General features: G+C 53.6%; 15 protein-coding genes. 9 read left to right on the top strand and 6 right to left on the bottom strand.

The features are described from left to right. Positions 1-112: 112 nt before the first annotated feature. Genes SK38_RS16050 through SK38_RS16040 form a run of 3 tightly spaced genes read left to right on the top strand, consistent with a single transcriptional unit; the run spans position 113 to position 3581 of the window. On the top strand, positions 113-751 hold the full coding sequence (locus SK38_RS16050; protein WP_048236359.1) for a YjbF family lipoprotein: 639 nt from the start codon (positions 113-115) through the stop codon (positions 749-751). Further along, positions 748-1485, top strand: coding sequence for a capsule biosynthesis GfcC family protein (locus SK38_RS16045; protein ID WP_048236357.1), 738 nt, complete (start codon positions 748-750; stop codon positions 1483-1485). The genes SK38_RS16050 and SK38_RS16045 overlap by 4 nt, the downstream gene beginning before the upstream one ends. Beyond that, positions 1485-3581 (top strand): YjbH domain-containing protein, encoded by a 2097-nt coding sequence (locus SK38_RS16040; RefSeq protein ID WP_048236355.1) that lies wholly within the window; start codon positions 1485-1487, stop codon positions 3579-3581. The genes SK38_RS16045 and SK38_RS16040 overlap by 1 nt, the downstream gene beginning before the upstream one ends. A 97-nt stretch (positions 3582-3678) precedes the next feature. Here SK38_RS16040 and SK38_RS16035 read toward each other — a convergent pair whose 3' ends face one another. Next, a complete protein-coding gene (locus tag SK38_RS16035; RefSeq protein ID WP_008786912.1) occupies positions 3679-4131 on the bottom strand; it encodes an acyltransferase in 453 nt (150 codons plus the stop codon). 138 nt (positions 4132-4269) lie between these two features. Here SK38_RS16035 and psiE point away from each other — a divergent pair, with 138 nt between their 5' ends. After that, positions 4270-4680 (top strand): phosphate-starvation-inducible protein PsiE, encoded by a 411-nt coding sequence (psiE, locus tag SK38_RS16030; RefSeq protein WP_003031674.1) that lies wholly within the window; start codon positions 4270-4272, stop codon positions 4678-4680. A 45-nt stretch (positions 4681-4725) separates the two neighbouring features. On the opposite strand, the gene xylE is transcribed toward psiE, so the two are convergent. From xylE to malE, 4 genes are all read right to left on the bottom strand, one after another. Beyond that, complete coding sequence (gene xylE / locus SK38_RS16025; RefSeq protein WP_032942091.1) at positions 4726-6201, bottom strand: D-xylose transporter XylE; 1476 nt, start codon at positions 6199-6201, stop codon at positions 4726-4728. 324 nt (positions 6202-6525) lie between these two features. Beyond that, complete coding sequence (gene malG / locus SK38_RS16020) at positions 6526-7416, bottom strand: maltose ABC transporter permease MalG (protein WP_003826575.1); 891 nt, start codon at positions 7414-7416, stop codon at positions 6526-6528. Between the two features lie 14 nt (positions 7417-7430). Further along, entirely contained in the window at positions 7431-8975 is a 1545-nt protein-coding gene (gene malF / locus SK38_RS16015; protein ID WP_008786914.1) for a maltose ABC transporter permease MalF, read from the bottom strand. Between the two features lie 132 nt (positions 8976-9107). Continuing rightward, a complete protein-coding gene (gene malE / locus SK38_RS16010; RefSeq protein WP_003031680.1) occupies positions 9108-10298 on the bottom strand; it encodes a maltose/maltodextrin ABC transporter substrate-binding protein MalE in 1191 nt (396 codons plus the stop codon). 360 nt (positions 10299-10658) lie between these two features. Here malE and malK point away from each other — a divergent pair, with 360 nt between their 5' ends. From malK to ubiA, 5 genes are all read left to right on the top strand, one after another. Further along, positions 10659-11768 carry a maltose/maltodextrin ABC transporter ATP-binding protein MalK gene (malK, locus tag SK38_RS16005; RefSeq protein WP_048215134.1) on the top strand — a complete coding sequence of 370 codons (1110 nt, stop codon included), beginning with the start codon at positions 10659-10661 and terminating at the stop codon, positions 11766-11768. Between the two features lie 91 nt (positions 11769-11859). Then, positions 11860-13200 (top strand): maltoporin, encoded by a 1341-nt coding sequence (locus SK38_RS16000; protein ID WP_048236354.1) that lies wholly within the window; start codon positions 11860-11862, stop codon positions 13198-13200. Positions 13201-13313: 113 nt separating this feature from the next. After that, complete coding sequence (gene malM / locus SK38_RS15995) at positions 13314-14261, top strand: maltose operon protein MalM (RefSeq protein ID WP_048236352.1); 948 nt, start codon at positions 13314-13316, stop codon at positions 14259-14261. Positions 14262-14441: 180 nt separating this feature from the next. Further along, the gene (gene ubiC, locus SK38_RS15990) at positions 14442-14939 is read left to right on the top strand and encodes a chorismate lyase (RefSeq protein ID WP_042313004.1); all 498 of its coding nucleotides are present in this window, start codon (positions 14442-14444) and stop codon (positions 14937-14939) included. 13 nt (positions 14940-14952) lie between these two features. Then, on the top strand, positions 14953-15825 hold the full coding sequence (gene ubiA, locus SK38_RS15985; RefSeq protein WP_003826589.1) for a 4-hydroxybenzoate octaprenyltransferase: 873 nt from the start codon (positions 14953-14955) through the stop codon (positions 15823-15825). Positions 15826-15880: 55 nt separating this feature from the next. Here the strand turns inward: ubiA and plsB are convergent, their stop codons facing one another. Beyond that, complete coding sequence (gene plsB, locus SK38_RS15980) at positions 15881-18301, bottom strand: glycerol-3-phosphate 1-O-acyltransferase PlsB (protein ID WP_008786919.1); 2421 nt, start codon at positions 18299-18301, stop codon at positions 15881-15883. Positions 18302-18364 lie beyond the last annotated feature (63 nt).

Here is an 18364-nt window from a genome sequence, read left to right as displayed (position 1 = left end):
TACGTTTAATTCTAACCACACTTCGGTGTGGTTATTTTGAATTGCCAAAAGTATGTGGGATTTGTAGGCCGGATAAGCGTTGCGCCACCCGGCAATAATGCGGAGAAACGTCGTGAAGCGACCAGCGCTCATAATGGTTTGCCTGTTACTGCAGGCGTGCTCAGCCACCACCGAAGGGTTGGGGCATTCGCTGTGGGATAGCGTGTTTGGTACTCCCGGCGTACAGATGACGGACGATGAAATCCAAAATATGCCCTACGCCAGCCAGTATATGCAGCTAAACGGCGGTCCCCAGTTGTTTGTGGTACTCGCATTTGCGGAAAACGGACAGCAGAAATGGGTGACTCAGGATCGGGCTATTCTCGTCACGCAGTATGGGCGCATTGTGAAAACGCATCTCGGCGGGGACAACCTAATTGAGGTGAATAATCTGGCGGCAGACCCACTCATCAAACCCAATCAGATAGTCGATGGCGCAACGTGGACCCGCACAATGGGCTGGACTGAACATCAGCAGGTACGCTATGCCTCCGCGCGATCGGTTTTCAAATGGGATGGCGCAGACACCATCAAGGTCGGCAGCGATGACACGCCGGTACGGATCCTCGATGAAGAGATAACGACCGATCAAACGCGCTGGCATAACCGCTACTGGATAGACAGTGAAGGGCAGATTCGCCAGTCGGAACAGTATCTAGGCGCGCATTACTTCCCGGTGAAAACCACGCTGATTAAGGCGGCAAAATCATGATCAAACGAGTCGTTATGGCGCTGCTGTTGAACCTGAGCGCAGCGTCTGTTTTTGCTGCGGGCAGCGTTAAGGTCTTTACCTCCGCCAGCGAAGAGCCAAAAACGCTGACCGGGGCCGAACATCTGCTCGACCTGGTTGGACAGCCGCGGTTGAGCAATAGCTGGTGGCCAGGCGCGGTTATCAGCGAAGAGCGGGCAACGACGGAGGCGGAACGTCAGCAGCAGGCATTACTGGCTCGCCTGGCGACGCTGGGCGCTGAAGAAAGCGGTGACGATGCTGCCGCTATCAACACATTACGCCAGCAAATTCAGGCGCTGAAGGTGACCGGCAGGCAGATGATTAATCTTGACCCGGATGTTGTGCGCGTCAGCGAACGAGGCAACCCGCCGTTGCAGGGCAATTACACGCTGTGGGTCGGAGCGCAGCCAACGCATATCACGCTGTTTGGCCTGCTAAGCCATCCGGGTAAACAACCGTTTATGCCCGGGCGTGATGTTGCCAGTTATCTCGATGGGCAAAGTCGGCTCAGCGGCGCGGATCGTAGCTTCGCCTGGGTTATCTATCCTGACGGGCGCACGCAAAAAGTACCGGTCGCTTACTGGAACAAACGTCACGTTGAGCCGATGCCCGGCAGCATCATTTATGTCGGACTCTCTGATGCTGTCTGGAGCAGCACCCCGGATGAAATTAATGCCGACATTCTTCGCACCCTGACCCAGCGGATACCCGAATAATGAGAAAAACTTACCTGCTCAGCTTACTGGCGCTGGGCGTAAGCGTTGCCTGCCACGGTGAAACCTGGCCCGCGCCCATTGGACCTTCGCAGTCCGATTTTGGCGGAGTGGGACTGCTGCAAACCCCAACCGCACGCATGGCACGTGAGGGCGAAATGAGCCTCAATTACCGCGATAACGATCAGTACCGCTACTACTCTGCGTCGGTGCAGCTCTTCCCGTGGCTGGAAACCACGCTGCGTTATACCGATGTGCGTACCAAAAAATACAGTAGCGTGGAGTCGTTTTCTGGCGATCAGACTTACAAGGATAAAGCTTTTGATCTCAAACTGCGGCTGTGGGAAGAGAGCTACTGGATGCCGCAGGTGGCGGTTGGCGCGCGAGATATTGGCGGAACTGGCCTGTTCGATGCGGAGTATATTGTGGCGAATAAAGCCTGGGGGCCGTTTGATTTTTCGCTTGGCCTGGGCTGGGGTTATCTCGGGACCAGCGGTAACGTCAGCAATCCGTTTTGCTCATACAGCGATAAATTCTGCTATCGCGATAACAGCTACAAGCAGGCCGGTTCTATTGACGGCAGCCAGATGTTCCACGGCCCGGCATCGCTGTTTGGCGGCGTCGAGTATCAGACGCCCTGGCAGCCGTTGCGTCTGAAACTGGAGTATGAGGGAAACAATTACCAGCAGGATTTTGCGGGCAAGCTGGATCAGAAGAGCAAGTTTAACGTCGGCGCTATTTATCGCGTCACCGATTGGGCCGACGTTAACCTCAGCTATGAGCGCGGGAACACCTTTATGTTTGGGGTCACGCTGCGGACAAACTTCAACGATCTGCGGCCAAACTATAACGACAACGCCCGCCCGAAATATCAGCCACAGCCGCAGGATGCCATCCTGCAACACTCGGTGGTGGCGAATCAGCTAACGCTGCTGAAATATAACGCCGGACTGGCCGATCCTAAAATTCAGGTGCAGGGCGATACGCTGTATGTGACCGGTGAACAGGTGAAATACCGTGATTCGCGCGAAGGGATCGAACGTGCCAACCGGATCGTGATGAACGATCTTCCCGATGGGATCCGCACGATCCGTATTACGGAAAATCGTCTTAACTTGCCGCAGGTGACGACCGAAACGGAGGTTTCCAGCCTCAAGCGTCATCTGGAAGGCGAACCGTTGGGCCATGAAACCCAGCTGGCGCAAAAACGCGTTGAGCCCGTGGTGCCGAAAACGACCGAGCAGGGCTGGTATATCGATAAGTCACGCTTCGATTTCCACATCGATCCGGTGCTTAACCAGTCGGTGGGCGGCCCGGAAAACTTCTATATGTATCAGTTGGGCGTGATGGGAACGGCGGATTGGTGGGTTACCGATCACCTGCTGACCACCGGGAGTTTGTTCGCCAACCTCGCCAATAACTATGACAAATTTAACTACACCAACCCGCCGCAGGATTCGCATTTGCCACGAGTGCGTACCCATGTGCGCGAGTATGTGCAAAACGATGTCTACGTGAATAACCTACAGGCCAACTACTTCCAGTCACTCGGAAACGGGTTCTACGGACAGGTTTACGCTGGCTATCTGGAAACCATGTACGGCGGAGCGGGGGCAGAAGTGTTGTATCGTCCGTTAGACAGCAACTGGGCGTTTGGTGTTGATGCCAACTACGTGAAACAGCGTGACTGGCGTAGCGCGCAGGACATGATGAAATTCACCGACTACAGCGTGAAGACCGGGCATTTGACGGCGTACTGGAATCCGTCATTCGCTCAGGATGTACTGGTGAAAGCCAGCGTGGGCCAGTATCTGGCGGGAGATAAGGGCGGAACGCTGGAAGTGGCGAAGCGCTTTGACAGCGGCGTTGTGGTAGGCGGCTATGCGACCATTACCGACGCCTCGCCGGATGAGTACGGAGAGGGTGATTTTACCAAAGGGGTGTACGTATCCGTGCCGCTGGATCTGTTCTCGTCAGGTCCGACCCGCAGCCGTGCGGCGATTGGCTGGACGCCGTTAACGCGTGATGGCGGCCAGCAGCTTGGACGTAAGTTTGGTCTGTACGACATGACAAGCGACAGAAGTGAGAACTTCCGTTAATCGAGCCGTTTGCCAGCCGGATGACGCTACGCTTATCCGGCCTACAAACTGCCTGTACTGCAGGCCGGATAAGGCATTTACGCCGTCAGCAGGCAAGTTACAGGCGACGCAATAATTTTGCCGGGTTTCCTGCATACACGCCTTTCTCGGTGATCGATTTGGTCACCACGCTCCCCGCACCGATGACCGCGCCATCGCAGATGGTGACCGCCAGAATGGTCGCTCCACTGCCGATTGAGACATCGTTGCCAATCGAAATTCTTCCCCAACTGTTGCGGTCGGCGTTGGGTTTTCCTTCGCGAAACATATCGTTGGCGAACATCACGCCATGACCGATAAAACAGCGGGCACCCAGGGTGACATATTCGCAGATGAAGGTGTGCGACTGAATTTTGCTGTCTGCGCCAATTTGCGTATTACCCTGGATTTCAACAAATGGCCCGACAAAAACGTTGTCACCCAATGTGCAATTGTAGAGATTTGCGGGTTCATAAATTACCACGTTCTCACCGCAGGTAACGTTGCGGACAGCGGATTGTCTTAGCTGCATACTTCATCCTGTGAAATGTGTCGTGACATTCATCATTCCCCGCTGACCTTTCTTGCACAAAACATAAACAAAAAATGTAGATCTCTGTCACATTTTTGCGTTATACATGAACCTCGCCACTGAGTAAGAGGTGCTGTTATGACGTCGCTATCTCGTCCGCGAGTGGAGTTTATCTCCACCATCTTACAGACCGTGTTGAATCTGGGACTGCTGAGTCTGGGCCTGATCCTGGTTGTATTCCTCGGGAAAGAAACGCTGCATCTGGCGGATGTGCTGTTCGCGCCGGAACAAACCAGCAAGTATGAGCTGGTGGAAGGGCTGGTGGTTTACTTCCTCTATTTTGAATTTATCGCGCTGATTGTGAAGTACTTTCAGTCGGGGTTTCACTTTCCGTTGCGCTATTTTGTTTATATCGGGATCACCGCGATTGTGCGGTTGATCATTGTCGATCATAAAGCACCGATGGATGTGCTGATCTATTCCGCGGCGATCCTGCTGCTGGTGATCACCTTGTGGCTGTGTAATTCAAAACGGCTGAAGCGAGAGTAAAAGACAACACGCCGCAATCGGGCTGCGGCGTGTTGCAGGTCAGGATTACTGCGCAGAGGCAGGCTGGGTTTTCTCTGCGGCAGGTTCCCACAGTTCTTCAAGTTCTTCCAGCGTTTTGCCTTTGGTTTCCGGTACAAACTTCCACATAAACAGCGCCGCCAGAATACCCATACAACCGTAAATCCAGTAGGAGAAACCGTTGTGGAAATGGGAAACCAGCCACGAATTTTTGTCCATCATCGGGAAGGTCCAGGAGACGAAATAGTTCGCCAGCCATTGTGCGGCCACCGCAATGGCGAGCGCTTTGCCGCGAATCGCATTGGGGAAGATTTCTGCCAGCAGCACCCAGCAAACCGGTCCCCAGGACATGGCGAATGCGGCGACGTAAAACAGCATCGACAGCAGAGCAACCAGCCCGGAAGCCTGGGTATAAAACGCGGTACCGAGGCTGAACATACCAATGGCCATGCCCAGAGCGCCAATAATCTGCAGCGGTTTGCGACCAAATTTATCCACCGTCATGATCGCCAGCACGGTAAAGCTCAGGTTGATCACGCCAACAATGATGGTCTGTAACAGTGCCACATCGGTGCTGGCTCCCAGCGTTTTAAACACCTCTGGGGCGTAGTAGAGCACGACGTTAATACCGACGAATTGCTGGAAGATAGACAGCATTACGCCGATGACGATAACGCCTGCGCCAAACATCAGCAGGCGACCACCGGTTTTACGACCATGGTCCAGAGACTGATTGATCTCCTGCATGGCCTGGGTGGCGAGGGTGCTGCCCATAATTTTGCGCAGAATACCTTCCGCCTGCTCGTGTCTGCCACGCGCCATCAGCCAGCGCGGGCTTTCTGGTACGGTGTACAGCAGCAGTAAAAACAGCAGGGCGGGAATACTTTCGGACGCAAACATATAGCGCCAGCCATCGGTATTCAACCAGTTAGCGTCGCCAGAACGGGCGATAAAATAGTTAACGCAATACACCAACAATTGACCAAAAATAATGGCGAATTGGTTAAATGACACCAGTTTTCCACGAATATGTGCGGGTGCCAGTTCAGCAATATACATTGGTGAGAGCATTGAGGCTAAACCTACGCCAATACCACCAATGATACGATAAATAACAAATTCGGGAACGTATCCGGCCAAATAAACAGGTACGGAATTATCAGGATTAATCGTCGTAAAGCCTAATTCCGGCCAGGCGGAACCAATACCGGAAATAAAGAACAGCAGAGCCGCGATTTTCAGCGAGTCCCGGCGGCCAAACCGGTTACTGCAATAGCCGCCCAGTGCACCGCCGATGATGCAGCCTATCAACGCACTGGCGACGCAAAAGCCCAACAGCGAGTTGGCGGCGGATTCACTTAAATGTTGTGGTGCGACAAACACGGTATTCAGGGATTCTACCGTTCCGGATATGACCGCAGTGTCGTAGCCGAATAATAGCCCTCCTAACGTTGCCACTAATGTAATCGAAAAAATATAACTGGAATTATATTGAGAGTTCATTCAGACCTGCCTTAGAGGATACAGCTCTTTTGATCAGTGTCGTGATGGTGAATTTAACAGGCAGGGAAGACAATTATCATTTTTTACATTGCAATTACGTTTTGTCTTTTCTGTGATCTTAATTCTGTTTGATTTATCTATATTCAGACAGGAAATAGAATTGCAGTGATGGAGAGCACGAAAGGAAATAATCGTAACAGTGATGCAAAATAACATAAAAAAAGGGCGCTCCGTAGAGCGCCGAATAACAGTCACAGGTTGGGATAACATAAGTTGAGGGTTGCAGTGGCATTGCCCGTTGCCGGGCAGGTACTTCGGTAAAACTTAACCTTTCACACCACCCGCGGTCAGACCGTTGACTAGCCAGCGCTGTGCCAGCAAGAACACCAGAGTGATCGGAATGGCTGAAAGTACAGCCGCGGCGGCAAAGTCGCCCCACAAATAGTTCTGTGGGTTGAGGTACTGCTGCATACCTACCGCAAGGGTATAGCTGTTCACATCACGCAGCAGCAGTGACGCGACCGGTACTTCGGTAATAGCGGCAATGAAAGACAGAATAAACACGACCGCCAGAATCGGAACGGAAAGCGGCAGCAGCACCAGGCGGAATGCCTGCCACGGCGTAGCGCCATCCAGCGCGGCCGCTTCTTCCAGTGAACCGTCGATAGTTTCGAAATAGCCCTTAATCGTCCATACATGCAGCGCAATACCGCCGAGGTAGGCGAAGATCACCCCGCCGTGCGTGTTCAGGCCGATAAACGGAATGTACTGGCCCAAGCGATCAAACAAAGCATACAACGCGACCAGAGACAGCACCGCCGGGAACATCTGGAAAATCAGCATCCCTTTCAGCAGGGTTGCTTTGCCCGGGAAACGCATACGGGCAAAAGCGTAAGCACAGGTGGTGGAAAGCGTCACGATACCGATCGCGGTAATGCTGGCCACTTTCACCGAGTTCCACAGCCATAACAGTACCGGGAACGGCGGTGGCGTCACACGGCCATCCGCGTGTTCAACGCTAAAGCCCAGCGCCAGTTTCCAGTGTTCCCAGGAGATGTTTTCCGGGATCAGGCTGCCGGTGGCAAAGTTACCTTCGCGCAGCGAGATAGCGATAACCATCAGCAGCGGGAACATGATCGCCGCGATAAAAATCAGCAGCCCTAAGTGCGTTGCGAATAAACGTAACTTTTGTGATTTCGGTTGGACCATAGCCATTGTCGTTATCTCCCTTAATCAAACTTCATACGTGTGGCTTTCAGGTTCACAATCGCCAGCGCACCAACCAGCAGGAAGATCAGCGTGGCAATCGCCGCCGCCAGACCGAAGTCCTGACCACCGCCGCCTTCAAAGGCGATACGGTAGGTGTAGCTCACGAGCAGGTCGGTATAACCGGCTGGTGTGGTGGTACCAAGACGGTCCGGACCACCGTTGGTCAACAGCTGAATCAGCACGAAGTTGTTAAAGTTAAAGGCGAAGCTGGCGATCATCAGCGGCGTCAGCGGCTTAATCAGCAGCGGTAGCGTAATCTTAAAGAAGTTCTGGAACGGACCTGCGCCATCCATCGCCGAGGCTTCATACAGGTCGTCAGGAATCGCTTTCAGCAGACCCATGCACAGGATCATCATGTATGGATAACCGAGCCAGGTGTTGACGATAATAATCATCGAACGCGCGGTGGTTGGGTCGCTGAACCAGGCCGGTTTGATGCCAAACAGCGCGCTCAGCATCATGTTGATTTCACCAAAGCTCTGGTTGAATAAGCCCTTGAAAATCAGAATCGAGATAAACGACGGTACGGCATACGGAAGAATCAGCAGGACGCGGTAAATCGCTTTGCCTTTGAGAGACTCCCACTGTACGAGACAGGCCAGCACCATGCCCACGGCAACGGTCAAAATAACGGTCAGTACCGAGAAGACCACTGTCCAGACGAAGATGGCGAAGAACGGTTTCTGGATGCCCTCGTCGGTAAATACGCGGGTGAAGTTATCCCAGCCGATGGCAACGGTGTAGCCCGGGCTGAGTTTTTCGCTACCCCAGCTACCGTCAGCGTTAATCGCCTGATAATAACCAATATCGTTGTTGGCGCGGTATTTTACGCCGCTCTGGCTGTTGGTGAGCGTACCGTCTTCAGCGAGCGTATAGAGTGGCTGCGTGCCGGAAAACTGGCGCAGCGAACTCATGGTAACTTTGCTTTCATCCGGCAGGATGGCGGTCAATTGGGTAAGCGCCTGGCGATTCTGCGTGATGATACGCAGCGTTGCACGTTCGCCTGCCGGCAGCGCCTCGGCTTCTTTCAGTTGCAGTTTCTGCTCGCCGCCAAATTTAAAGGCGTCAGAAAGGTAATTCTTGCCGGTTTCACCGTCGGTGAGGGCCAGTTGCCACTCATCACCCGCCGGATACAGGCCAAAGTTGTAGGTTTTCCCAGCCTGGTACGAACGATCCATCAGGACTTCCTGAGCACGTTCAAATGTCAGCTGATTGGTACTGCTGTAGTTGGTAAAAGCAATGGCGATTGTACAAATCAGTGGAAACAGGACAAACAGCCCCATACCGGCAACGCCCGGGTAAACATAGCGCCAGGCATAGGCTTTACGGTTAGCGAAAATATACAGGCCAGCAGAGCTTAAAATCAGCGTCATGATGGCAAACAGGTACTCCCCCTGAGCGTACATCAAAACAACAAGGTAACCGACCAGCAGCCCAAGCAGACCCATCACTGACCATTTCAGCGTGCCGCTTTGCCACCAGTGTTTCTTTTTAATGACATCCATGGGGTTCAATCCTCAACAACAATGAAAACCTGTTGGTCAGCGTGCCTGATGACGCTGCGCTTATCAGGCCTACAGGGTATGTGTAGGCCGGATAAGGCATTTATGCCGCCATCCGGCACGTTCACAACTGCATTACTTGGTGATACGACCCTGCGCGTCTTTCAGTGCGGCATCGACGGTCTGACGGCCGCTGGCTGCGTTGATCACTGCGGTACGAACGGCATACCAGAATGCGGACATCTGTGGGATGTTCGGCATGATTTCGCCTTTCTGGGCGTTATCCATGGTGGCGGCGATACGTGGGTCTTTCGCTAACTGATCCTGGAAGGATTTCAGCGCAACGGCGCCCAGCGGTTTGTCCTTGTTCACTTCATCCAGACCCTGATCGGTCAGCAGGTAGTTTTCGAGGAACTCTTTCGCCAGTTCTTTGTTCGGGCTTGCGGCGTTGATACCGGCGCTCAGAACGCCAACAAACGGTTTAGACGCTTTGCCTTTGAAGGTTGGCAGCAGCGTGACGCCGTAGTTGATTTTGCTCTTATCGATGTTGGACCACGCCCACGGACCGTTGATGGTCATCGCGGTATCGCCTTTGTTAAAGGCCGCTTCGGCGATGGAGTAATCGGTATCCGCGTTCATGTGTTTGTTCTTGATCAGATCAACCAGGAAGGTCAGACCCGCTTTCGCGCCAGCGTTATCCACGCCAACATCTTTCACATCGTACTTACCGTTCTCAAACTTGAACGCGTAACCGCCGTCGGCGGCAATCAGCGGCCAGGTGAAGTACGGTTCTTGCAGGTTGAACATCAGCGCGGATTTACCTTTCGCCTTCAGCTCTTTATCCAGTGCAGGAATTTCTTCCCAGGTTTTCGGTGGATTTGGAACGAGGTCTTTGTTGTAAATCAGCGACAGCGCTTCAACCGCGATCGGGTAGGCAATCAGTTTGCCGTTATAGCGTACGGCATCCCAGGTGAACGGATAGAGCTTGTCCTGGAACGCTTTGTCAGGCGTGATTTCAGCCAGCAGGCCAGACTGAGCGTAGCCGCCAAAACGGTCATGTGCCCAGAAGATGATGTCCGGGCCGTCGCCGGTCGCGGCAACCTGCGGGAATTTCTCTTCCAGTTTGTCAGGGTGCTCAATAGTGACTTTGATCCCGGTGTCTTTCTCGAATTTTTTGCCCACTTCAGCGAGGCCGTTATAGCCTTTGTCGCCGTTAATCCAGATAACCAGCTTACCTTCTTCAATCTTGGCGAGAGCCGAGGCGGAAAACATCATCGTCGTTAATGCAGACAATGCGAGGATGCGTGCGCCAGTTTTGATTTTCATAGTTCCCATCCTGTTTGGTGATTTTGCAGAGGTGGCTTAACGGTTACTAGTTTCTTTATACGACAACCTCTTTCCATCCTCCTTACCCCTACGCCCCACCCGCTCTTTATGTGATCTGTGTTACATAAATGTGAGTATTGCGTACTGGCGCACATAAAAACCCACCGATTTTTGCGGGCTGCATCACGAAATTCCTCTGAGGCTGGTGGCCCGGGTCTCAGACGCTGCTCTCTCATCCTCCCGCCTCCTCCCCCATAAAAAAGCCGGGGGGTGGAGGATTCACGCAGTCAAGGGATCGCGCATAGTCAGCCCATCATGAATGTTGCTGTCGATGACAGGTTGTAACGAAGGGAGAAGGGCATGGCGAGCGTACAGCTACGAAATGTAACGAAAGCCTGGGGTGACGTGGTGGTATCGAAAGATATCAATCTCGACATTCACGAAGGGGAATTCGTGGTGTTTGTCGGACCGTCAGGCTGCGGTAAGTCGACCTTGCTGCGTATGATCGCCGGACTTGAAACCATCACCAGTGGTGACCTGTTTATCGGGGAGACCCGGATGAACGACATTCCGCCCGCCGAACGCGGTGTGGGCATGGTCTTTCAGTCCTACGCGTTGTATCCCCATTTGTCTGTCGCGGAGAACATGTCGTTCGGCCTCAAACTGGCCGGGGCGAAAAAAGAGGTGATGAACCAGCGCGTGAATCAGGTTGCGGAAGTTCTGCAACTGGCGCACCTGCTGGAGCGTAAACCGAAAGCGCTTTCCGGCGGACAACGTCAGCGTGTGGCGATTGGCCGTACGCTGGTCGCCGAACCGCGCGTATTCCTGCTGGACGAACCACTGTCGAACCTCGACGCTGCTCTGCGCGTGCAGATGCGTATTGAAATATCCCGCCTGCATAAACGTCTCGGCCGCACGATGATTTACGTCACCCACGATCAGGTCGAAGCGATGACGCTGGCCGACAAAATTGTGGTGCTGGATGCCGGTCGCGTCGCGCAGGTTGGTAAGCCTCTGGAACTGTATCACTACCCGGCTGACCGCTTTGTGGCGGGCTTCATTGGTTCACCGAAGATGAACTTCCTGCCGGTGAAAGTCACGGCAACGGCCATCGATCAGGTGCAGGTTGAACTGCCCAACCGCCAGCAAATATGGCTCCCGGTAGACAGCCATGCGGTACAGGTTGGCGCCAACATGTCTTTAGGTATCCGCCCGGAACATCTGCTGCCCAGCGATATCGCCGATGTCACCCTTGAAGGTGAAGTGCAGGTGGTCGAGCAGCTTGGTCACGAAACACAAATTCATATCCAGATCCCCGCCATCCGTCAAAACCTGGTTTACCGCCAGAACGACGTGGTGTTGGTAGAAGAGGGTGCCACATTCGCTATCGGCCTGCCGCCAGAGCGTTGCCATCTGTTCCGTGAGGATGGCACTGCATGTCGTCGGTTGCACCAAGAGCCGGGCGTTTAAGGCCCCCATAAAAAAACGAAACGCAAAACCATTCGCAGTTTTAGAAGGTGGCAGCGTTTAAAGAAAAGCAATGATCTCAGGAGATAGAACGATGATTACTCTGCGCAAACTCCCTCTGGCGGTTGCTGTAGCAGCAGGCATTATGTCTGTTCAGGCAATGGCTGTGGATTTCCATGGTTATGCTCGTTCCGGCATTGGCTGGACAGGTAGCGGCGGTGAACAACAATGTTTCCAGGCAACAGGTGCACAAAGTAAATACCGTCTTGGTAACGAATGTGAAACCTATGCGGAAATTAAATTAGGTCAGGAAGTGTGGAAAGAGGGCGATAAGAGCTTCTACTTCGACACTAACGTTGCCTATTCCGTTGCACAGCAAAATGACTGGGAAGCGACCGATCCTGCTTTCCGCGAAGCCAACGTGCAGGGTAAAAACCTGATTGAATGGCTGCCGGGTTCCACCATCTGGGCCGGTAAACGTTTCTATCAGCGTCATGACGTCCACATGATCGACTTCTACTACTGGGATATTTCAGGTCCTGGTGCGGGTCTGGAAAACATCGATGTAGGCTTCGGTAAACTGTCTCTGGCTGCAACCCGTTCTTCTGAAGCGGGCGGTTCTTCCTCCTTCGCCAGCAACAGCATTTATGATTACACCACCCGTACCGCGAACGACGTGTTTGACGTTCGTTTAGCGCAGATGGAAATTAACCCAGGCGGTACGCTGGAACTGGGCGTTGACTACGGTCGTGCAAACCCGCGCGATGATTATCGCCTGGTTGACGGCGCATCTAAAGATGGCTGGATGTTCACCGCTGAACACACCCAAAGCATGCTGAAAGGCTACAACAAGTTTGTGGTTCAGTACGCTACCGACTCCATGACCTCTCAGGGTAAAGGTTTGTCTCAGGGCTCTGGCGTGGGCATTGATAGCAACTCCAACTTTGCTTACGACATTAACAACAACGGCAGCCTGCTGCGTATCCTCGACCACGGCGCAATCTCTCTGGGCGATCGTTGGGACCTGATGTACGTCGGTATGTACCAGGATATCGACTGGGATAACAACAACGGCACTAAGTGGTGGACCGTGGGCGTTCGTCCAATGTTCAAATGGACGCCAATCATGAGCACCTTGTTGGAAGTGGGCTACGACAACGTCAAATCCCAGGAAACTGGCGATACCAACAACCAGTATAAAATTACTCTGGCACAACAGTGGCAGGCTGGCGACAGCATCTGGTCTCGTCCGGCTATCCGCGTCTTCGCAACCTATGCTAAGTGGGATGAGAAGTGGGGCTACGACTACAACGGTAACCCATCTAATAACGCGAACTTCGGTAAAGCAGTTAAAGACGGCTTTAACGGCGGCTCCTTTGGCCGTGGCGACAGCGATGAGTGGTCCTTCGGTGCTCAGATGGAAATCTGGTGGTAATTCAGCATTAACTTGACGTAATGACCTAAAGAGGGGCGCAAGCCCCTCTTGATTACGGTTTAGCGCGCTATTGCCTGGCCACCGCTGAACCCATGCTATCTGAGGTGATAACAATGAAAATGAAGAAAAGTCTCGTTGCCCTTTGTTTATCTGCAGGGTTATTTGCCAGCGCGCCTGGCATCAGCCTGGCCGATGTAAATATTGTTCCGCAGAACACTACCGCGGCCCCAACCATTCCCACTGCGGCGCTGCAACAGTTAACCTGGACGCCGGTTGATCAATCCAAAACTCAGTCCACGCAGCTTGCCAATGCAGGTCAGCGTTTAGATGTTGCTGGTATTACTGGCCCGGTCGCGGCCTATAGCGTACCGGCGAATATTGGCGAGTTGACGCTGACGCTGGCCAGTGAAGTGAACAAACAAACCAGCGTATTTGCGCCAAACGTCTTAATTCTCGATCAGAACATGACACCATCTGCGTTCTTCCCCAGCAGCTATTTCACCTACCAGGAGCCCGGCGTGATGAGTGCCGATCGTCTGGAAGGCGTAATGCGTCTGACGCCAGCGCTGGGCCAGCAAAAACTGTATGTTCTGGTCTTTACCACAGATAAAGATCTCCAGCAGACCACGACCCTGCTTGACCCGGCAAAAGCCTACGCCAAGGGTGTAGGTAACGCTGTTCCGGATATTCCGGACCCGATTGCCCGCCACACCACCGACGGTCTGCTGCATCTGAAAGTTAAAACCAGCTCCTCCTCCAGCGTGCTGGTCGGGCCGCTGTTTGGTTCTTCCGGCCCTGGCCCTGTTATGGTTGGTAATACCGCCGCGCCTGCAGTGGCCGTTGCTGCTCCGGCGGCAGTCGTTGCTGCTCCGGCACCACAACCCGTGAAGAAAAGCGAGCCAATGCTGAACGACACGGAAAGCTATTTTAATCAGGCGATTAAGGATGCCGTGGCGAAAGGCGATGTTGATAAAGCGCTGAAGCTGCTTGATGAAGCGGAACGTCTGGGATCCAAATCTGCCCGATCCACCTTTATCAGCAGTGTAAAAGGCAAGGGGTAAACATCTCCCCACATTGTTGATTTTGCAACAACTGGTGCGTCTCCTGGCGCACCTTTTTTTATCCTTCGGTGCTAATTGTTACACTTATGTTGCCCTACCGATCACTTAATCGTGTTTGCTCACCCCGTAATGCCTTTTCTGCGATACAATGCCTTTAGGTTATAAATCGGAGAGTAAGGCATGCCACACCCTGCGTTAACGCAACTGCGTGCGCTGCGTTATTTTGATGCGATCCCGGCGCTGGACCCGCAACTGCTCGACTGGTTGTTACTGGAAGATTCCATGACCAAACGTTTTGAGCAGCAGGGCAAAGAAGTCACCGTCACGTTGATTCGCGAAGCGTTCGTTGGGCAAAATGAGGTGGCTGAAGAACTGACGCTGCTACCTAAAGAGTCCCGCTATTGGTTACGCGAAATCCTGTTATGCGCGGATGGTGAACCCTGGCTTGCCGGGCGTACCGTGGTGCCTGAATCTACCCTGTGTGGCCCTGAACTGGCTTTACAAAACCTGGGGAAAACCCCGCTCGGACGTTACCTGTTTACGTCATCGACATTGACCCGAGATTTTATTGAGATTGGCCAAGATGCAGCGCTGTGGGGGCGTCGTTCCCGCCTGCGGCTGAGCGGTAAGCCGTTGATGCTTACCGAGCTTTTTCTGCCTGCATCGCCGTTGTACTGAGAGGAAGATAAAGATGGAGTGGAGTCTGACGCAGAATAAGCTGCTGGCGTTTCACCGCTTGATGCGTACGGATAAGCCAATCGGCGCCTTACTGCTGCTCTGGCCTACGCTGTGGGCACTGTGGGTGGCGACCCCAGGCATGCCGCAACTGTGGATTCTGGCGGTTTTTGTCGCTGGCGTTTGGTTAATGCGCGCCGCCGGATGCGTGGTGAATGATTATGCCGACAGGAAATTTGACGGGCACGTCAAACGCACCGCGAATCGACCGCTGCCGAGTGGGGCTGTCACCGAGAAAGAAGCCCGAACGCTGTTTGTGGTACTGGTGCTGCTGGCCTTCCTGCTGGTTTTGACCCTCAATACGATGACCATTTTGTTGTCCGTTGCGGCATTAGCATTAGCGTGGGTTTACCCGTTTATGAAGCGCTATACGCATCTGCCGCAGGTGGTGCTGGGGGCGGCGTTTGGCTGGTCGATCCCGATGGCGTTCGCCGCCGTGAGTGAATCCGTACCGCTGAGTTGCTGGCTGATGTTCCTTGCGAATATTCTCTGGGCGGTGGCCTATGATACGCAGTACGCCATGGTTGACCGGGATGATGACCTGAAGATCGGCATTAAATCGACCGCGATCCTGTTCGGTCAGAACGACAAGCTGATTATTGGTATTTTGCAGGTAGGCGTGCTGGTGCTGATGGCGCTGGTGGGCTGGTTAAACGGGTTGGGACTGGGCTATTACTGGTCTCTGTTGGTGGCGGGCGCGCTGTTTGTCTATCAGCAGAAACTGATCGTTAACCGTGAACGTGATGCCTGCTTTAAAGCGTTTATGAACAATAACTACGTCGGCCTGGTGCTGTTCTTAGGCCTGGCAATGAGCTACTGGCATTTTTGATTTTGGCTTAGCCTGCAAAATAAAAAACCGGTCATTCCGACCGGTTTTTTTATGCTTACTCGCCCTGAGTGGCGCTCTCGATGGTCAGACGCACATCTGACGTGACCAGTTCGGCCAGCATCTGATAGATCTTCATCGTCTCTTCCGGTTCGGCATCTCCGGTATCGCTGATGAATCCCTCGTCACGCAGCGTCAGCACCAGAGAGCTGAACACGGCTTTATCGAAGAATTCCGGCGCGTTAATGCCGTGCAGCACTGAGAGGCGTTGCGCCACGGTGCGGCTCTCTTTCTCCAGCGTGCCACGGTTGATGGACGGGTTCGCGCTCAGCAGCCAGAAGGTAATGGCGTAGCGCTGCAACGTCTCGCGAGCACCTGCGGCCAGCAGCTGTAGCGTGCGGGAGCGGGCTGGATTGATATGCAGTTCGTCATCGGTCAGGGTGATGAGTCCCTGGCGCTGCATTTCGCTGGCCAGTTCGTCAATCACTCCGGCAAGCTCATCACGCTCCCAGCGTAAGAACAGCTCCGCTTTCAGCATCGGGTACAGCGCATCAATATGCTGCTGCAACGCGGCGCGTGAAATACGACGATGCTGAGTCACAATGGCTGCCATCAACGAAGGCAGAACCAGCATATGCGCAATGTTATTGCGGTAGTAGGTCATCAATACCGCCTGCTCGCGCGGCAGAATAATGATGTCACCGATGGTGTCTTTCTCGACCTCAAACTTGTTCATCTGCAAGGCGTGGTCGATCAGTTCACTGGCGCTCTGTGCCGGCACAGTCGAATCCGCAGCATACGGCACATTGCGCAGCAGGCTCAGGTAGCAGTCGAGTTGTTCGGTCAGCTGTTCACGGGTCAGAGAGCGCTGGCGGGAGGCCAGTAAAGCAGTACAGCACAGGTTCATGGCATTGGCCGCGCCTGCGTTGTTAATGCGCACCATCAAATCGGCGGCAATGTTATTCACCGTCGGCGTCAGCCAGGCCGGGCGGATAGACTCGATAGGGTCAATAGATTCACGCCACTCCGGCACATGCTGGTTGAGGTAAGTCATCAATGGCATTGGTTCACCAAAGTTGACGTAGCCCTGACCCAGATTACGCAGCTTGCTTAAGCCACGCAGCATTTGCGGCAGACTTTCTTTCTCTTTCGTCGCGCCACGCAGCTCTTTTGCGTAGGTGCCCACTTCCATTACGTGCTCATAGCCGATGTAAATAGGAACGAGGGTAATCGGACGTGTACCGCCGCGCAGCATCGCCTGAATAGTCATCGACAGCGTGCCGGTTTTCGGGTCGAGCAGACGACCGGTACGTGAACGGCCCCCTTCGACAAAGTACTCAACCGAGTAACCACGGCTGAACAGCTCGCCCAGGTATTCACGGAATACGGTGGAATAGAGCTTGTTGCCCTTGAAGGTACGACGAATAAAGAACGCGCCCAGACGGCGGAAAATCGGACCCGCGGGCCAGAAGTTCAGGTTGATACCGGCTGCGATGTGCGGCGGCACCAGACCCTGATGGTACAGAACGTACGACAGCAGCATATAGTCCATATGGCTGCGGTGGCACGGAACGTAAACGATTTCATGCCCATCGTGCGCCAACTGGCGTACACGTTCAGCATTGTGAACGTTAATCCCCTGATACAGACGGTTCCAGGTAAAGCCCAGAATACGGTCCGTCAGACGAATCATTTCGTAGGAGAAGTTGGCGGCAATCTCTTCCATCAGCGCAATGGCATTTTGCTGCGCTTTTTCGTGGGAGATTTTTTTACTGCGCGCTTCATCTTCTACCGCACGAGCGATCGCTTTTGAAGCTAACAGCTTATTAAACAGATCCTGGCGGGCAGGGAGGCGCGGGCCGACAGCGGCCAGGCGCTGGCGAGCAAAGTGCATACGCGCCACGCGAGCCAGCTTCTGAGCGATGATCTTATCCGTACCGTGTTCATCCGCCATACGGCGCAGAGAAACCGACGGGGAGAAGCGGACAAAACTGTCGCGACCCAGCCAGGACACCGCAAAGAATTTCTGTACGCCGTTTAGCATACGTAACGGCGGATTGACCTCGCCTTTCTCACGCCCTGGCGCACGGCCAAACATCACCGAAACCGGCACCATCTGCACATCCAGATCCGGATTGCTGCGATGCAAGTCGAGATAGTTGTGGAACAGCTTGATGGACTCTTCTTTCGGCGTGTAATAGGTGAATACACGCGGACCGCCGTGAATAAACACGTAGCGCGGTAACAGCGTTCCGTCTATCTCTAGTGGTTCCAGGGGATCGGGGAGGTCGTGCACCAGACATTGGGCACGCAGCGTCAGCAAGTCTGCTTTCGAATTGTACGGTAGGACGTACATAATGGGACGCGAAGTATCGAGTCCCAATTCCGGAGCAGGTTCTGCTGGAATAGACTTGCTTTTTACCAGGACGCTTAATGGTAAATTCAGTAATTTGTAGTAAATTCGTGGCCAGCCGGACATAAACGATGTAAAGCCTCTGGTTAATAATGCAAATGCGCTGCAAGGATATCAGAAAGTTTAGTG

Origin of the sequence: Citrobacter sp. MGH110, from assembly GCF_001037515.1 — a bacterium.
GTDB lineage: Bacteria > Pseudomonadota > Gammaproteobacteria > Enterobacterales > Enterobacteriaceae > Citrobacter > Citrobacter portucalensis.
The sequence above is the reverse complement of the archived record's forward strand: the minus strand, read 5'-3'. Positions and strand labels throughout refer to the sequence as shown.

What these genes read in the sequence shown, in the direction of transcription:
- SK38_RS16045 (WP_048236357.1), top strand. Translation starts at nt 748, where the DNA reads ATGATCAAACGAGTCGTTATGGCGCTGCTGTTGAACCTGAGCGCAGCG.
- SK38_RS16040 (WP_048236355.1), top strand. Translation starts at nt 1,485, where the DNA reads ATGAGAAAAACTTACCTGCTCAGCTTACTGGCGCTGGGCGTAAGCGTT.
- SK38_RS16035 (WP_008786912.1), bottom strand. Translation starts at nt 4,131, where the DNA reads ATGCAGCTAAGACAATCCGCTGTCCGCAACGTTACCTGCGGTGAGAAC.
- psiE (WP_003031674.1), top strand. Translation starts at nt 4,270, where the DNA reads ATGACGTCGCTATCTCGTCCGCGAGTGGAGTTTATCTCCACCATCTTA.
- xylE (WP_032942091.1), bottom strand. Translation starts at nt 6,201, where the DNA reads ATGAACTCTCAATATAATTCCAGTTATATTTTTTCGATTACATTAGTG.
- malG (WP_003826575.1), bottom strand. Translation starts at nt 7,416, where the DNA reads ATGGCTATGGTCCAACCGAAATCACAAAAGTTACGTTTATTCGCAACG.
- malF (WP_008786914.1), bottom strand. Translation starts at nt 8,975, where the DNA reads ATGGATGTCATTAAAAAGAAACACTGGTGGCAAAGCGGCACGCTGAAA.
- malE (WP_003031680.1), bottom strand. Translation starts at nt 10,298, where the DNA reads ATGAAAATCAAAACTGGCGCACGCATCCTCGCATTGTCTGCATTAACG.
- malK (WP_048215134.1), top strand. Translation starts at nt 10,659, where the DNA reads ATGGCGAGCGTACAGCTACGAAATGTAACGAAAGCCTGGGGTGACGTG.
- SK38_RS16000 (WP_048236354.1), top strand. Translation starts at nt 11,860, where the DNA reads ATGATTACTCTGCGCAAACTCCCTCTGGCGGTTGCTGTAGCAGCAGGC.
- malM (WP_048236352.1), top strand. Translation starts at nt 13,314, where the DNA reads ATGAAAATGAAGAAAAGTCTCGTTGCCCTTTGTTTATCTGCAGGGTTA.
- ubiC (WP_042313004.1), top strand. Translation starts at nt 14,442, where the DNA reads ATGCCACACCCTGCGTTAACGCAACTGCGTGCGCTGCGTTATTTTGAT.
- ubiA (WP_003826589.1), top strand. Translation starts at nt 14,953, where the DNA reads ATGGAGTGGAGTCTGACGCAGAATAAGCTGCTGGCGTTTCACCGCTTG.
- plsB (WP_008786919.1), bottom strand. Translation starts at nt 18,301, where the DNA reads ATGTCCGGCTGGCCACGAATTTACTACAAATTACTGAATTTACCATTA.